14 protein-coding genes are annotated in these 14,330 nt (G+C 70.9%); 8 read left to right on the plus strand and 6 right to left on the minus strand.

Translation table 11 applies throughout. From position 1 onward, the window contains the following. Positions 1 to 104: 104 nt before the first annotated feature. Both treS and J2Y42_RS09995 read right to left on the minus strand, forming a co-directional pair. Positions 105 to 2,390 (minus strand): maltose alpha-D-glucosyltransferase, encoded by a 2,286-nt coding sequence (gene treS / locus J2Y42_RS09990; RefSeq protein ID WP_396427145.1) that lies wholly within the window; start codon positions 2,388 to 2,390, stop codon positions 105 to 107. 78 nt (positions 2,391 to 2,468) lie between these two features. Further along, complete coding sequence (locus J2Y42_RS09995) at positions 2,469 to 2,900, minus strand: hypothetical protein (protein ID WP_309857597.1); 432 nt, start codon at positions 2,898 to 2,900, stop codon at positions 2,469 to 2,471. Between the two features lie 102 nt (positions 2,901 to 3,002). On the opposite strand from J2Y42_RS09995, the gene J2Y42_RS10000 reads away from it, so the two are divergent. The 7 genes from J2Y42_RS10000 to J2Y42_RS10030 all read left to right on the plus strand — a co-directional run bounded on the left by J2Y42_RS10000 (position 3,003) and on the right by J2Y42_RS10030 (position 9,798). After that, positions 3,003 to 3,347, plus strand: coding sequence for a metalloregulator ArsR/SmtB family transcription factor (locus J2Y42_RS10000; RefSeq protein ID WP_309857598.1), 345 nt, complete (start codon positions 3,003 to 3,005; stop codon positions 3,345 to 3,347). Then, a complete protein-coding gene (locus J2Y42_RS10005) occupies positions 3,347 to 4,255 on the plus strand; it encodes an SRPBCC family protein (protein ID WP_309857599.1) in 909 nt (302 codons plus the stop codon). The genes J2Y42_RS10000 and J2Y42_RS10005 overlap by 1 nt, the downstream gene beginning before the upstream one ends. Before the next feature lie 81 nt (positions 4,256 to 4,336). Further along, the gene (locus J2Y42_RS10010) at positions 4,337 to 5,512 is read left to right on the plus strand and encodes an alcohol dehydrogenase catalytic domain-containing protein (RefSeq protein ID WP_309857600.1); all 1,176 of its coding nucleotides are present in this window, start codon (positions 4,337 to 4,339) and stop codon (positions 5,510 to 5,512) included. A 75-nt stretch (positions 5,513 to 5,587) separates the two neighbouring features. After that, positions 5,588 to 5,881, plus strand: a complete 294-nt coding sequence (locus J2Y42_RS10015) for a hypothetical protein (protein WP_309857601.1) — start codon at positions 5,588 to 5,590, stop codon at positions 5,879 to 5,881. Between the two features lie 79 nt (positions 5,882 to 5,960). Next, on the plus strand, positions 5,961 to 7,853 hold the full coding sequence (gene nhaA / locus J2Y42_RS10020; protein ID WP_309857602.1) for a Na+/H+ antiporter NhaA: 1,893 nt from the start codon (positions 5,961 to 5,963) through the stop codon (positions 7,851 to 7,853). Positions 7,854 to 8,078: 225 nt separating this feature from the next. Next, the gene (locus tag J2Y42_RS10025) at positions 8,079 to 8,684 is read left to right on the plus strand and encodes a YdeI/OmpD-associated family protein (protein WP_309857603.1); all 606 of its coding nucleotides are present in this window, start codon (positions 8,079 to 8,081) and stop codon (positions 8,682 to 8,684) included. A 73-nt stretch (positions 8,685 to 8,757) separates the two neighbouring features. Beyond that, positions 8,758 to 9,798 (plus strand): cupin domain-containing protein, encoded by a 1,041-nt coding sequence (locus tag J2Y42_RS10030; protein ID WP_309857604.1) that lies wholly within the window; start codon positions 8,758 to 8,760, stop codon positions 9,796 to 9,798. Between the two features lie 27 nt (positions 9,799 to 9,825). Here J2Y42_RS10030 and J2Y42_RS10035 read toward each other — a convergent pair whose 3' ends face one another. The 4 genes from J2Y42_RS10035 to J2Y42_RS10050 all read right to left on the minus strand — a co-directional run bounded on the left by J2Y42_RS10035 (position 9,826) and on the right by J2Y42_RS10050 (position 13,390). Next, complete coding sequence (locus tag J2Y42_RS10035; protein WP_309857605.1) at positions 9,826 to 10,542, minus strand: hypothetical protein; 717 nt, start codon at positions 10,540 to 10,542, stop codon at positions 9,826 to 9,828. A gap of 1 nt (position 10,543) precedes the next feature. Next, complete coding sequence (locus J2Y42_RS10040; protein WP_309857606.1) at positions 10,544 to 11,062, minus strand: hypothetical protein; 519 nt, start codon at positions 11,060 to 11,062, stop codon at positions 10,544 to 10,546. Between the two features lie 127 nt (positions 11,063 to 11,189). Next, complete coding sequence (locus J2Y42_RS10045; protein WP_309857607.1) at positions 11,190 to 12,704, minus strand: MFS transporter; 1,515 nt, start codon at positions 12,702 to 12,704, stop codon at positions 11,190 to 11,192. 20 nt (positions 12,705 to 12,724) lie between these two features. After that, positions 12,725 to 13,390, minus strand: coding sequence for a TetR family transcriptional regulator (locus tag J2Y42_RS10050; RefSeq protein WP_309857608.1), 666 nt, complete (start codon positions 13,388 to 13,390; stop codon positions 12,725 to 12,727). 59 nt (positions 13,391 to 13,449) lie between these two features. On the opposite strand from J2Y42_RS10050, the gene J2Y42_RS10055 reads away from it, so the two are divergent. After that, entirely contained in the window at positions 13,450 to 14,313 is an 864-nt protein-coding gene (locus J2Y42_RS10055) for an SDR family NAD(P)-dependent oxidoreductase (protein ID WP_309857609.1), read from the plus strand. Positions 14,314 to 14,330: the final 17 nt, after the last annotated feature.

Here is a 14,330-nt window from a genome sequence, read left to right on the forward strand (position 1 = left end):
CGCGCATCCCCTCGCCGCCCACCGTCGAGTCCGCAAACTTTGCACGCGACGCACCGCCAGAGCGTGCAAAGTGTGCGGACTCGACGGTGGGCAGGCTGAGCGGGTCAGGGCTGCTCGACGGGGGTGCGGCGCAGGATGAGGAAGCGGGCGCCGTAGGCGGGCACGCTGACCGGGAAACTGGCCAGGTCGTCCACCGTTCCGACCTCGCTGCCGTCGGCGGCGTCCGTCACCGTTGCCCGATGGGGGAGCGCCTCCGAGCGGACGGTACCGTCGACGGCGGAATCCGTCATGTTCAGCACGGTCAGCTGCACGACGGGCAACTCCTGCTCGTCGAGCGTCTCCAGCTCGTGCACCATCACGAGCATGCCCGGATGCGCGACATCCGGAACGTCGACCTGGCGCGCGCTCGCGATGCCCCAGCGGTCGCGGATGCGCAGCAGCTCCCGCAGCCGGTTCGCGAACGAGTCGCGGTTGCGCAGCTGCTCCGGGAGCGGGCCGTACAGCGAGCGCGCCCGCGGCATCCCGTAGGCGGAGCGCTCCGCTTCGGGAGCCGACCCCAGCAGGTCGTGCGCTCCCCGCTCGACCCAGCGCGTGTCGCCCTCAGCGATCAGGTCGGCCACCTCGCCGCGGGGCACCGTCAGGGCGCCCAGCAGGTCCCATCCCGACAGCGCGAAGACGCCCGGCTGCCACGCGTTGAACGCGGCGAGCAGCAGGTGCGCGTCGCGGATCGCCGGGATGTCGTCCTCGGTGATCGAGTCCAGGGTCGCGTGCCCCTGCGTGGCGGCGATGAGGGAGGCCGACGTGCAGGCGATCCCGTTGGTCGTGAACACGAGGTTGTAGTCCGCCGTCGGTTCCGTGATCGCCTCGACGAGGTCGGCGCGGATGCGCTGGGCCAGCTCGCCGCCGCTGATCTCCTCGCCGCGGAACGTGTAGAGGTCGTTCTGGTGCAGCGTCGCCCAGTGCACGAGCTCGTAGGTCAGCTCGTCGTGGTTCTGCATCCCGTGCACCAGGCTGACCGGCTCGACGCCCAGCTCCAGTGAGGTCCGCAGCGTGAGGCGCAGGAACTCGGTGTCGCCGGTCGCGAGGGCGTGGTGGTACGCCGGTCGGTTGATGAAGTCGTAGGAGAGGTCGGCGCCCACCGCGCCGGTATCGCGGATGTCCTCCACGGTCAGGTTGAGCTCCTGGAACGTGAACCCGCCGACCTTGCGCACCATGCCGGCGATGATGTGGTTCGCCGCGTGCGACAGCGGGTGCCCCTCCGACCAGGCCGGCATCCCCTCCGCGCTCTTCTCGACACCGAGGAAGCCGTTCGCATCCAGTCGCAGGGCGCTCGTGCCCAGATCGCCGAGCGAGTGCAGGGCGTCACCGATGACCAGCCGCATGCCCGAGAACGTCGGGTCGAGCCAGTTCACCGACGGCTGGCCCTCCTTGAAGTAGTGGAGGTAGACCCAGCGCCGCGTGATGCCGTCGACGCCGATGACGGGCGCGGTGGCGCTCCAGTTCGTCTCCTTCACCCCGGGGGCATAGAAGATGACGCGCTGCAGTTCGCCGATGATGTAGCCGCGCTCGGCGAGCGCCGCCTCGGTCGACTCGTCGAGGTTGACGGAGTCGCGGCCCTCGGGCACCTCCGGCAGCAGGTGCCACTCGTCCGGCGGGATCTCGACCATGTGGTAGATCCCCGGGTAGTCCTTGTACGCCATCTCGGCGAGGCGGAAGTCGGCGCCTTTGCCGGTGTGGCCCGGCACGATGTCGTCGATGACGCTGCCGCCGTGCTCCTCCGCCACGTCGGTCAACCGCCGGAACGTCTCCTCGTCGCCGAACGCAGGGTCGATCTGCGTGCCGATGCGGTCGAAGTGGCCGTCGACGCTCGGGGTCTCCTGCCAGCCGCGGATGCCGCCGGCCCGCTTGACCGGACCGGTGTGGATGCCGTTGATTCCGATCCGCTGGAATGCCCGCCACAGTTCCGGGTCGGCGAGCGCCGTGAGGAACGACTCGCCCGGCCGTGTGATCAGCGAGATCGGGTAGGCGGTGAACCACACGTCCGAGGTGGAGACGGCGCGGCGGGCGTCCGGCCGGGCGTAGGGGTTGCGCCACATGCTGGGGGAGCCGGACAGCTGCCGGCTGAGCACGTCCGCATCCTTCAGCATGGATTGGCGCACCAGCCACTCGACGTAGGCCGGGTTCTGCCCGTTGGCCGCCCGGGGGTCGGAGAAGGTGCGGCGGATGCTGCCGCCGCGCAGGTTGGCGCGCGGGCGCAGCCGGCGGGGCCGGGCGGGGTAGAGCTGTTCGTCGTAGGTGATCTCCTCCGGCGCCGCCTGCTCTTCTGCAGCGGCGTCGTCGGGTGCCGTCACCGCGTCCTGCCCCGTCACCTCGAGTGCCTCGTCGTCCACCTGGTCTCCTTCCGTGACTGCCAACGTAACCCCGGAAACGGTCGGCGTCTGCCGAACGGCGCGGCCGGATTCAGCCGGTCATTCGCTGAGGCGCTCGATGAGCTGCCCTTTGGTCAGCCGGGAGACGTTCAGGAGGCCGCGGGCGCGGGCCGCGTCGCGCAGCGCCTGCACGGTCAGCTGGTCGAGCTCCGGGTCGTGGGCGACGGTTGTGGTGACCGATCCGGCGAACTCGACCGTCGCCTCCACGGTCTCGTCGCGGACGGACGGGAGGGGCGGAGTGAGGTCGAGGCCGGACGCCTCCGCGGCGCCGTCGTCGGGGGAGGCGGTGGCTGCGCTCGCGTCGTGCGCGCCGCCGGTCAGCGCTGCCAGCTCCTTCTCCAGCGCGCGCGCACGCTTCTTCGCCTTCTTCTTGTCGAGCTTCTCGGCCGCCCGACGAGCGTCGGCGACGGCCGCCCCCGCCCGCTCGAACGCCTTCTTCGCTGCCTTCTCGAGCTTCTTCTGCTTGGCCATGCGCGCTCCGTTCCGTTGCGTTCACCGTGCACGCTGCCACGGGACCGGCGAGGGAGCAAGGCGCACTCTTGTCATATCAGCACTCGGTGATATCATCCGATCATGAACTCATTCGCCGTGCTCGCCGACCCGGTCCGTCGCCGCATGGTCGAACTCCTGACCGAGGAGGAGGCGCCGGCCGGTCGGATCGGTGCCGTCGTGATGGAGGAGTTCGGAATCGGCCAGCCGGCCGTCTCCAACCAGCTGCGGGTGCTCCGTGAGGCCGAGGTCGTCTCGGCCGAGCGCCGCGGATCGCAGCGCATCTATCGCATCGTCCCCGGCGCTCTGGACGACATCGCCGCCTGGGTCGACCGGTACGGGCGCCTGTGGTCTCAGCGGCTCGACGCGCTGGAGACCGAGCTCGCCCGCGGCAGCCGCGGAAGCATCCGACCCGGAGGAGGTCGCTGATGGATGCGCGCACGATCCGCGCCCTGGTCGGCACGAGCGAAGACCCCGAACTCATCCTGCGGCGCGAGTACCGGTCGACCGCCGCCGAGGTGCGGGACGCGTGCACGGCTCCCGAGCGGCTGGCCCGCTGGTTCGGCGTGGTGGCCGGCGACCCGTCGGGCGTCGGGTCGGAGTTCACCGTGCAGCTCGATGGGGAGTCCCGCGCGCGGGGTCGGGTGCTCCAGTGCGACGCCGACGCGCTGAGCGTGTCCTGGTCGGTCGACGGTGAGCCGGCGAGCATCCTGACGGCCGAGTGGACGGATACCGCGAACGGTGGAGCGGAACTCACCCTGCGTCACCGGCTCGCCGGACGCGACGACATCGTCACGGCGGGCGGCGGATGGGATGACGCGCTCTCGGCACTCGACCAGGTCCTGTCCGGGCGCGCGGACGACGGAGTCGCCTCCGCCGCGCGCGCAGCCGACGGAGGCGTCTGGCGGACGTTCGTCGCGCATCCCCTCGAACTGGCACGCACGATCGACGCGGAGCGATCCCGCGTCTGGAACGCCATCGCATCGGCCGATGGGCTGCAGACGTGGTGGTGGCGGCACTGGCACGACGTGTCGATCGTCGCGGACGTGAGGGTCGGTGGTATCTACCGGATCGCCGCACCGGCAGCGGGCATCGTGGTCGAGGGGCGCTATCTCGCGGTCGAGCCGTTCGAGCGGCTCGCATTCGAGTGGCGGTGGATCGACGACGACGGGCCCAGCGCCGACGAGGCCGTGGAGTTCCGGCTGACCGACGACGGCGCCGGGACGCGCCTCGTCGTGCGCCATACCGGACCGTGGGCGGATGGCTCACCCGCCGAGTCGTACCGCCAGGGCTGGGAGTTCACCCTGGGGGAGCTCGCGGCCGTCCTGGCGGGCTGAGCAGCCTTGGCGCCCAAGGGACGCCCGAGCGGATGCGCGCAACCGGTAGCAGGGGAGGGAGACCGGGCGTATGAACGGTCCATGAGAGCACTCACCTGGCAAGCCACCAAGAAGGTCGAGGTCGTCGACGTCCCCGATCCCGTCATCCAGGAGCCGACGGATGTGATCGTGCGGATCACGTCGTCCGCGATCTGCGGAAGCGACCTGCACCTGTACGACGTCCTCGGGCCGTTCCTCGCGAAAGGCGACGTGCTCGGTCACGAGCCGATGGGCATCGTCGAGGAGGTGGGATCCGCGGTGCGCAACCTCCGCGTCGGCGACCGCGTCGTCATCCCGTTCGTGATCGCGTGCGGCGAGTGCTTCATGTGCCGTCGCGGGCTCACGACGCAGTGCGAGACGACGCAGAACTACGACCACGGGACCGGCGCGACGCTGTACGGCTACACCGAGCTGTACGGCTCGGTGCCGGGCGGTCAGGCCGAGCGGCTCCGTGTTCCGCTGGCGGACTTCAACGCCTACAAGGTCGGGTCTGAGTTGCCGGACGAGCGCTACCTGTTCCTCAGCGACATCCTGCCGACCGCGTGGCAGGGCGTGCAGTACGCGCAGCTGCCGGAGCACGGCGTGCTCGGGGTCATCGGTCTCGGCCCGGTCGGGCAGTTCGTCAGCAGGATCGGCGTGCACCTGGGTCACCGCGTCGTCGCGGTCGACCCCGTTCCAGAGCGGCGGGCGATGGCGGAGCGCCACGGCGTCGACACGTTCGACCTGAGTGACGACGTCGCCGTCTGGTTCCGCGAGGCGACGGACGGGCGCGGGCCGGACGCGATCGTCGACGCGGTCGGGATGGAGGCGCACGGCAACCCGGGCACGGCCGCCGTGCAGTCGGCGGTCGGGCTGCTGCCCGATGCGGTCGCGCAGAAGCTGATGACGACGGTCGGGGTGGACCGGATGGCCGCGATGACCCTGGCGTTCGACGCCGTGCGCCGTGGGGGCACCGTTTCGCTCAGCGGTGTCTACGCGGGCGTCGCCGACCCGGTGCCCTTCATGAACCTGTTCGACAAGCAGGTGACCCTGCGGATGGGGCAGTGCAACGTCCACGCCTGGCGCGACGAGCTCCTGCCGCTGGTGGAGGACCCGTCCGACCCGCTCGGCACCGAGGACCTCGTCACCCACAAGGTCCCGCTGGAGGAGGCGGCGCGCATGTACGACGTGTTCCGCGACAAGGAGGACGGCTGCATCAAGGTCGTGCTCACTCCCTGAACCGTGTCAAGGCCTGGGAGCGGTTCGGTCGCCGGGTGAGGGTGGACGTACGGACCGAGGTGAGGAGTGACGGAGATGGGGATGTTCAGCCCGGGCAAGTCGGCGGTGTTCTACGTGATCGGCGCGGTGCTGGTGATCGCCGGCGCCCTCTGCCTGACGCGGTACGGGGTGGAGACGCCGGGGGCCAACGACACCGGCCAGTACGTCGTCTGGAACGTCGGCTTCACCGTCGGCGCGGCGATCCTGATCGGGGTCGGCATCCTGCTGCTCGCCACCGGATTCGTGCGTGGGCGTCGCCGGAAGTCCGAGCGTCACGCCGGCCCGTCGCGCGACCTCGAGCCCGGCGCGACCTCGGAGGTGCGGCGCTGAGGCGCCGTCACGCACCGACAGCCGAGGGGGCTGACGCGGCCGAGTGACCCCGGGCGCGGGACTCGCTAGAGTTTTCCCCGTGACCACCCCGCTCACGCTCATCCAGCGTTCCCCCGACCCGGAGTCCGTCGGGCAGTCGCGCGACCGCCGGCCGAGCATCGCCGAGCGCTTCCGCTCGATGGGCCGGAGCCGCATCGGCGCGCTGCTGCTCGTGGCGGCGACGCTCGTCGCGATCGTGTGGGCGAACATCTCGTTCACGGGGTACGAGCAGTTCTGGGACACCCACCTGATCATCGGGGTCGGCGACCTCCACCTCGACTTCACCCTGCACGCGCTGGTCAACGACGCGCTGATGGCGATCTTCTTCTTCACCGTCGGCTTGGAGGTGCGGCGCGAGTTCGCGATCGGGGAGCTGACGAGTTGGTCGCGCGCCGTCGTCCCGGTGGTCGCCGCCGTCTTCGGGCTCGCGGTCCCCGCGGTCATCTTCGTGCTGTTCACGCTCGGGACGGGCATGGAGCACGCGTGGGGGGTCGTCATCTCCACCGACACCGCGTTCCTGGTCGGTGCCCTCGCCCTCATCGGCCCGCGCGCATCAGGCCGCCTTCGGGTGTTCCTGTTGGCGCTCGCCGTCGTGGATGACATCGGCGCCCTGAGCATCATCGCCCTGGTGTACACCGAGAACTTCAACCCGTATCCGCTGATCATCGCTGCGATCGGGCTGGTCGGGGTCTACTTCACCCGGTATCTGCGCGGGGGCCGCGGGCCGGTCTACGCGACGCTCGCCATCATCGTCTGGCTCGCGTTCCTCGCGTCGGGCGTTCACCCGACGCTGGCGGGCGTGGCGATCGCCCTCCTCGTTCCGGTCTATCGGCCCAACCGGCGCGATGTGGAGCACGCCCTCGATCTCGCCCGGACGTTCCGGCAGTCGCCGAACACGGAATACGCGCGGGCCGCCGCGAACAGCCTGCGCGAGTCCATCTCCATCAACGAGCGGCTGCAGTCGGCCTGGGGTCCGTACGTGGCGTACGTGGTGCTTCCGCTGTTCGCGCTGGCCAACGCCGGCGTGCGACTGGACGGCGACATCCTCGCCGGTGCGCTCGTCTCGCCCATCGCGTGGGGCGTGCTCGCGGGCCTCGTCGTCGGCAAGTTCGTCGGCGTCTTCGGTTCGGCCGCTGTGCTGCGGCTGCTCAAGATCGGGGACTTCGGTCCCGGCCTCACCCTCGACCGTCTGGCCGGGGGAGCGGCACTGTGCGGTATCGGCTTCACGATCTCGCTGTTCATCGTCGACCTGGGCGTTCCGGATGAGGCGGCCCAGAACGCCGCGCGCGTCGGCGTGCTCGCGGCGACGATCGTGGCGTTCGTCGTGGCGACCATCGTCTTCCGGATCTCCGACGCCCGGCGGCCGAAGGACGAGGCGGGCCTGACCCTCGTGCGCCCCGTCGACCCGGCCCGCGACCACATCTTCGGCTCGCTGGATGCGCCCTACGAGATCGTCGAGTACGGCGACTTCCAGTGCGGCTTCTGCCTGAAGGCGACGGGTTCGGTATTCGAGGTGCAGCGCGAGCTCGGCGACCGGCTCCGCTACGTGTGGCGCCACGCGCCGCTGACGCGCTACCACCCGAACGCGCTCGCCGCGGCCGAGGCGTCGGAGGCGGCGTCGCGCCAGGGCAAGTTCTTCGAGTTCGAGCGCGCACTCTTCGCCGACCAGGAGCACCAGCTGCCCTCCGACATCCTGCGCCGTGCCGAGGAGCTCGGCCTCGACCTCGACCGCTTCGAGGCCGACCTGAGCTCGCCCGAGGTCGCCGCGCGGGTGCGCGACGACATGCTGGACGCGGAGGCGATGGACATCAACGCGGTCCCCACCTTCTTCATCAACGGCCGCCGTCACGTCGGACCGTACGACGCCCAGTCGCTGATCCGGGCGATGCAGGCGACGGAGGACACGGGCACCGCGGCGACCACGCAGCCGTAGCGCGCGCCGCCTCACTCCGCGCGCCCCCTGCAGTCGGAGTTCCGCGAGCCACGGTCGGAGATTCCCCGCCAAGCGGCCCGAATCTCCATCCCGGCCGCGGTCCGTCGGAGATCTGAGCCAATTTCTCCGACGCTGGAGGGACGACGAGTGGATGCGCGCAGCCGCTCACGCTCCCCAGCGGCCACAGCGCCGCGCAACGTCGGCGGCCTCCCCTACGATCGGGGCATGGCCGACGACCCGCACCGAACAGCACCCGAGCCCCTGGTCGTCGCCGACCAGGCCGCATGGCGCGCCTGGCTCGACGAGAACGAGACGACCTCCGACGGTGTCTGGCTGGTGCTCGCGAAGAAGGGCGTCACCGATCCGACCTCCCTCGGCTATCAGGAGGCCCTGATCGAGGCGCTCTGCAGCGGCTGGATCGACGGCCAGCGCCGTGGACGCGACGAGACGACGTTCGTGCAGCGGTACACGCCGCGACGCAAGGCCTCGCTGTGGTCGGAGCGCAACATCGGCATCGTCGAGACCTTGATCGCCGAGGGGCGGATGCGGCCCGCCGGGCAGGCCGAGATCGATCGGGCGAAGGCGGACGGCCGCTGGGATCGCGCCTACGCGGGCGCCGGGCGGATCGAGATGCACGAGGATCTGGTGGCCGCGCTCGAGGCGTCACCGGCTGCCACGGCGACGTTCGAGCGACTCAACGCGCAGAACCGCTACGCCGTGCTCTGGCGCGTGGTCACCGCGCCGAACGCCACCACCCGCGGCAACCGGCTGGCCAAACTGATCGGGATGCTGGAGCGCGGCGAGACGCCATACCCGCAGGAGGCGCGCTGACACAAGCGTTGTCCTGGCGGGCCGGCCGCCCCTAGCGTGACGGTGACATAACACCATCGACAGGGAGACCCGAATGCCCACGACCTCGCCGCACGTCGCTTCGCTCGCCGATGCCCCCGACACCTACGAGAACGACTTCGGCAGCATCTCGCAGCTCACCGCCGACGACTTCCCGATCCTGAAGCGCATGTCGCTGAAGCGCATCGTGCTGGAACCGGGCGGGGTCCGCGAGCCGCAGTGGAACGTCAACGCGAACCAGATCGCCTACGTGGTGCGGGGGACCGTGCTGGTGTCGATGCTGGCCAACGCCGACGAGTTCGCGTCGTTCGTCGTGAAGCCGGGGCAGATGTACCACGTCGCCTCCGGCGCGATCTACCACATCGAGAACGTGGGGGACGAGACCGCGGAGATCATCGCCTCCCTCCGCACGTCGCGTCCGGCGCACTTCTCTCTGCAGAGCAGCTTCAATGCGATGACGGATGCGGTGCTCGGCAACACCTACGACCTGCCGTCGTCGGCGTTCGCCGCCTTCGACCGGCACGACGCCCAGCAGATCGTGCGTCGCGAGGGCCCGGCCCGCATCCCGGACACCGCCGGGCTCCCGAACGCCCACCTGTTCGATGTCGCGGGGCAGAACCCGCCGCTCTCGTACGACTACGGCAGCGCCCGGCTCGCGCGCAAGCAGTTCTGGGCGGCGCTCGACGACCTCTCGATGTACTCGCTCGAGATCGCGAACACGGGGATGCGCGAGCCGCACTGGCATCCCGTCACGGCCGAGCTCGGGTACGTGCAGAGCGGGCACGCGCGGATGACGGTGCTCGACCCGGACGGCTCGCTCGACACATACGAGCTGGAGCCCGGGAACGCCTACTTCATCCCGCGCGCCTACCCGCACCACATCGAGGCGTTGGGCGACGAGGGCATCCACTTCCTGATCTTCTTCGACCAGCCCACGCCCGGAGACATCGGGTACCGCGCCACGGCATCCGCCTTCTCGCGGGAGGTGCTGTCGTCGGCGTTCGGGGTGCCGGAGGCGCAGCTCCCGCAGTTCCCGTTCACACCGGTCGATCCGCTGATCGTCGGGCGGACCAACCCGATCGACCCGCTGGAGTAGGCGCGGCCGGTCGGCCGATCGAGCGGGTCAGCCGCCCGAGCGGGTCAGTCCGCGCAGTTCCCCGGTCGACGATCCGAAGTCGATGTGGATGTGCGTGCAGTAGTCGGCGAAGCGCGAGATGTTGCGCAGCGGCGGCATCCAGTACGCCCCGCAGCCGTCGGCCCCTGAGGCCTGACCGGCGCGCGATCCGGCCGGCAGGAACGAGTCGAGGAACGGGAGCAGGATGTTCGTCGGCCCGTCGTTGCCGCGCGTCCTGGCGGAGCCGATGTAGGTGATGTCCATCGCGTTGGGGGCGCCCGGCGGCGTGCAGTGGCGGGAGGTCGGGTTGCTCGCGCAGGTGGCGACGCCGTCGTTGGCGCAGTGCCGGTTGAGGTCGCTGACCTGCACCGAGCCGTAGTTGCGGATGATGATCACCAGCGTCTGCAGCGTCCGCTTGTCGATGTTGCACTGCGGCGTCTGACCGATGGTGCCGTTGGCGATCGGCTGCAGCTCGTTCGGGATGATGGCGCGCTCGGCCCATTCGATGATCAGGGTGCCCTGGCTGTAGTCCTCGAGCAGCTTCTGGGCAGCGGCCTGCGCCGTGGCGGGCACATCGACGCAGGTCTCTACGCAGGTGCTCTCCGCCGGCTGCGCCAGCGCGGCCCGTGCGGACGGCGCGGGCGCGGCGGCCGAGAAGCCGGCGACCACGAGTACCGCGATGAGGGCGAATGCGGCGCGGAGGGACGTTCGACGGAGGCGGCGCATGTCAGTCCTGACTCACGGTGACGCCGGCGAGGGTGAAGCAGTCGCGCGCGACGGCGGAGGAGTCCTCCACCGTCTTCTGCGGGCCCGCACCGGTCTCCGGGTTGATGGGGTTGGCATTGATGAACGCGAGGTTCGCGGCCAGGGGCTTCCAGATGCCGTCCTTCTCGGCGGCAGCGGCGGCGAGAGGCGTCGCGGCGGCCACCCGGCTCGCGGCGAAGCCGTCGGCGACCTGCTGGCACGCCTGCACGGCCAGCGCCTTCGCCCCGGCGGTGTCGGCCGGAGCACCGGTGGGCGCCGGAGCGTCCGGCGCCTCCGTGGTCCCTGGGCCCGTGGTCGGCGCGCGAGTCTGCGTCGCGGGGAGCGTCGGCGTCGGCGTGGGGCTCGCGGTCAGCGTCGGGGTGGGGAACGGCGTCTGCGTTCCGGCGTCGGCGCCGGACTTCGGCGCGCATCCGGCCAGCGCCAGCGCGAGCACGGCCGCCGCCACGGTGAGCGCGCGCACGCGCCCGAGCTGCGAGACCATCGGAACCACCCCATCCCCGAACGGGCGTAAATACGTGCATAGGCTACGGGGTCGGTCGCGCCGATCGGGGGAGTGACGCGCGCTCTCCCGGGAACGGCTGCCGGACGAAGGCCCACGCGGACGCCGATCAGACGCCCGTCTTCCCCGCCTTCTTGCGGGCACGGAGGTCGACCAGCCCGACGACGAGGGCGACCGCGAGCAGCGCGAGCGTGACGAGGTACCCGTCCCTCACCGCCTGGTGGTACTGATCGACCGGATGGTTACCGCCGCCCGGGACGGTCGTGAAGAAGACGGCCGTCACGAGCGCGACGCCGACGGCCGTTCCGACCCGCTGGCCCAGCTGCGCGATCGACCCGGCCGCGCTGCCCTCCTCCGGCGGCACTTCCGAGAGGGTCAACGTCTGGTTGGGGGAGATGACGAACCCGCCGCCGATGCCGCCGACCAGAGTGGATGCGGCCATCAGCCATTCCGCAGCCGCCGGCGGGGCCAGGGTCGCCGAGGCGAGCAGTGCGCCGATGCCGACGATCACGATGACGAGCCCGACGACGACGAGGGCGCAGCCGAAGCGCTGGACGAGGCGGCCGCCGATGAACGCCGACACGGCGGCGCCGAGCGCGAAGGGAACGCTCACCAGCCCCGCCGCGAGCGGTTGGGCGTGCAGTCCCTCCTGGAGGAACAGCGTCGTGACGAGGAAGCTGGCCGGCAGACCGGCGAAGTACACCGCGGCGATGAGGATGCCGTTGCGGTAGGAGGCCAGCCGGAAGAGGGCGAGGTGGACGATCGGTGAGAGCCCGCGCTTCGCGTAACGGCGCTCCCACAGGAGGAACGCCGACCCGAAGGCCGCGAACGCGATGAGCCACAGCCAGCGGAGGGGGTCGTCCGTTGAGGATCCGGTGGTGAGCAGGAACGGCAGCATCAGGCCGAGGATGGCCCCCGCCAGGAGGACCAGCCCCACCGGGTCCAGCTGTGTTCCTCCCGTCGGCCGCTCCTGCGTACGCGGCAGGAACCGCAGTGCGAAGAAGAGCGCGACGGCGCCGCACGGCACGTTGAACCAGAACAGCAGCCGCCAGCCCTCCTCCGCGCCGCCGATCGCGATCAGCGAGCCGGCGAGGCTCGGGCCGATCGCCGTGGCGATGCCGACCATCGCACCGAAGACGCCGAACGCGCGCCCGCGCTCCGGTCCGCGGTACAGCTGCTGGATCATCCCGAGCACCTGCGGCATCTGGACGCCCGCTGCGGCGCCCTGGACGAACCGCGCAATGGTCAGCCAGACGATGTTCGGGGCGAGCGCGCACAGGGCGCTCGCGAGGCTGAAGCCGACCAGGCCGATGACGAACATCGCCCGGCGCGACCGGGTGTCGCCGAGGCGACCGGAGGGCACGAGGGTGAGACCGAAGGCGAGGGCGTAGCCCGCCACGATCAGCTGCAGTTGCGTCGAGTCGGCGTGCAGCGAGCGCTGGATGGAGGGCAGTGCGACGTTCACCCCGGAGAGATCGAGGATGGTCAGCGCGCCGACCGCGATGCAGACCGCGAAGGCGGGCCCGCGTCCGGTGCGGGTTCCCTGAGCGGTGTCCTCCCCAGAGGAGCCCGGGGAAGCGTCGGAGCCCGGGGAGGCGTCGGAGCCCTGCGAAACGTCGGTCACGCCGACACCGTACGCCTGGTTCAGCCGGCCAGAGCGCCGGTCAGGTAGGCGCGCAGGATGCGGCGCAGCCGCGGCTCCAGGTCGATCAGCGCGTGCCCGAGCCGCGGGTCGGTGCGGTAGAGCTCGGCGATCTCCGGCGGCGGGGTGGAGATCTGCCAGAAGGTGCCGGCGAGGGAGGTCGCGGCGGCGACCAGATCGCGTGCGGCCGTGTCCGTGAGGGCCGGGAGCGCATCCCGGACCGCGTCGCTGATCGCCGCGAGACTCTCGCCGCTCGTGAGCTTGTAGCTGCGCACGGCCTCGACGGAGACGTTGCGCTCGAGGTTGAGCGGCGCCTGCGCGAGCAGGTCGCAGAACGCTCCGCGAGCGGCCAGGGTGGAGGCGAAGGCGGCGGCGACGCCCTCGGCGGTGGAAGCACGGCGGACGCGCTCGCAGAGCACGGGCGTCCACTCCCTCCACGCCTCGGCGGTGAGCCGGAGGAAGATCTCCTCGCGCGTCTCGAAGTACCGCAGCATGGCCGACTTGTGCATTCCGACCGCGTCGGCGATGTCGGTCAGGGTGACGGTGCGGATGCCCCGATCGCGGCCGAGGGCGCGGGCGGCGTCGAGGATCGCCTGCTCGCGAGCGGCCTTCGCCTCGGGGGAGCGGGCTCGTCGCTGCCCGCTCTCTCGCGTCTCCTGCTGGGTCATGTCGCCAGTTTAGCGCAACCGAGTTGCATTATTTAAAGAAACGGTGTTTCATTAACTCCATGGAACAGACATGGTTCATCACAGGCTCCTCCCGCGGCTTCGGCCGCTCCCTCGTCGTCGCCGCGCTCCGCGCCGGTGACCGCGTCGCCGCCACCGCCCGTCGCCCGGAGCAGTTGGTCGACCTCGTCGCCGAGTACGGCGACCGCATCCTGCCGCTCCAGCTCGATGTGACCGACCCCGCCCGCGCCGCCGAGGCGCTCCGCGAGGCGCACGACCGCTTCGGCCGGCTCGACGTGATCGTCAACAACGCCGGCTATGCGAACGTGTCGCCGATCGAGACCACGGACGACGCCGACTTCCGCACGCAGTTCGAGACCAACTTCTGGGGCGTGTACAACATCAGCAAGGCGGCCATCCCGCTGCTGCGGGCCCAGGGCGGCGGGCTCGTCATCCAGTTCTCGTCGGTCGGCGGGCGCGTCGGCGGGTCGCCCGGCATCGCGTCCTACCAGGCCGCGAAGTTCGCGATCGACGGCTTCAGCCGCGTGCTGCGGACGGAGACGGCTCCGTTCGGCGTGAAGGTCCTCGTCGTCGAGCCGAGCGGCTTCCGCACCGACTGGGCGGGATCGTCGATGGAGGTGCGCGAGATCCCCGAGGGATACGAGAGCACCGTCGGCGCGATGAACCGGCGGGTGCGTCAGTCCGACGAGGGCCCCGCCGGCGACCCGGATCGCGCGGCCGAGATCCTCGTCCGCCTCGCCAAGAGCGACGACATCCCGCAGAACCTCCCGCTCGGGGTGAACGCCACCGAGATGAGCGTCGCGCAGGACCGCCGCCTCCTGGCTTCTGATCTCGCCTGGGCTCCCGTCTCGCGCTCCGCCGATGCCGCCGAGCCCTACCCCGTCCCCTTCCCACCCGCCGCCTGACCTCCCCGCCCCTCACC

The sequence above is a fragment of the Leifsonia sp. 1010 genome, assembly GCF_031455295.1.
Taxonomy (GTDB): Bacteria; Actinomycetota; Actinomycetes; order Actinomycetales; family Microbacteriaceae; genus Leifsonia.

What these genes read in the sequence shown, in the direction of transcription:
- J2Y42_RS09995 (WP_309857597.1), bottom strand. Translation starts at nt 2,900, where the DNA reads ATGGCCAAGCAGAAGAAGCTCGAGAAGGCAGCGAAGAAGGCGTTCGAG.
- J2Y42_RS10000 (WP_309857598.1), top strand. Translation starts at nt 3,003, where the DNA reads ATGAACTCATTCGCCGTGCTCGCCGACCCGGTCCGTCGCCGCATGGTC.
- J2Y42_RS10005 (WP_309857599.1), top strand. Translation starts at nt 3,347, where the DNA reads ATGGATGCGCGCACGATCCGCGCCCTGGTCGGCACGAGCGAAGACCCC.
- J2Y42_RS10010 (WP_309857600.1), top strand. Translation starts at nt 4,337, where the DNA reads ATGAGAGCACTCACCTGGCAAGCCACCAAGAAGGTCGAGGTCGTCGAC.
- J2Y42_RS10015 (WP_309857601.1), top strand. Translation starts at nt 5,588, where the DNA reads ATGGGGATGTTCAGCCCGGGCAAGTCGGCGGTGTTCTACGTGATCGGC.
- J2Y42_RS10025 (WP_309857603.1), top strand. Translation starts at nt 8,079, where the DNA reads ATGGCCGACGACCCGCACCGAACAGCACCCGAGCCCCTGGTCGTCGCC.
- J2Y42_RS10030 (WP_309857604.1), top strand. Translation starts at nt 8,758, where the DNA reads ATGCCCACGACCTCGCCGCACGTCGCTTCGCTCGCCGATGCCCCCGAC.
- J2Y42_RS10035 (WP_309857605.1), bottom strand. Translation starts at nt 10,542, where the DNA reads ATGCGCCGCCTCCGTCGAACGTCCCTCCGCGCCGCATTCGCCCTCATC.
- J2Y42_RS10040 (WP_309857606.1), bottom strand. Translation starts at nt 11,062, where the DNA reads ATGGTCTCGCAGCTCGGGCGCGTGCGCGCGCTCACCGTGGCGGCGGCC.
- J2Y42_RS10050 (WP_309857608.1), bottom strand. Translation starts at nt 13,390, where the DNA reads ATGACCCAGCAGGAGACGCGAGAGAGCGGGCAGCGACGAGCCCGCTCC.
- J2Y42_RS10055 (WP_309857609.1), top strand. Translation starts at nt 13,450, where the DNA reads ATGGAACAGACATGGTTCATCACAGGCTCCTCCCGCGGCTTCGGCCGC.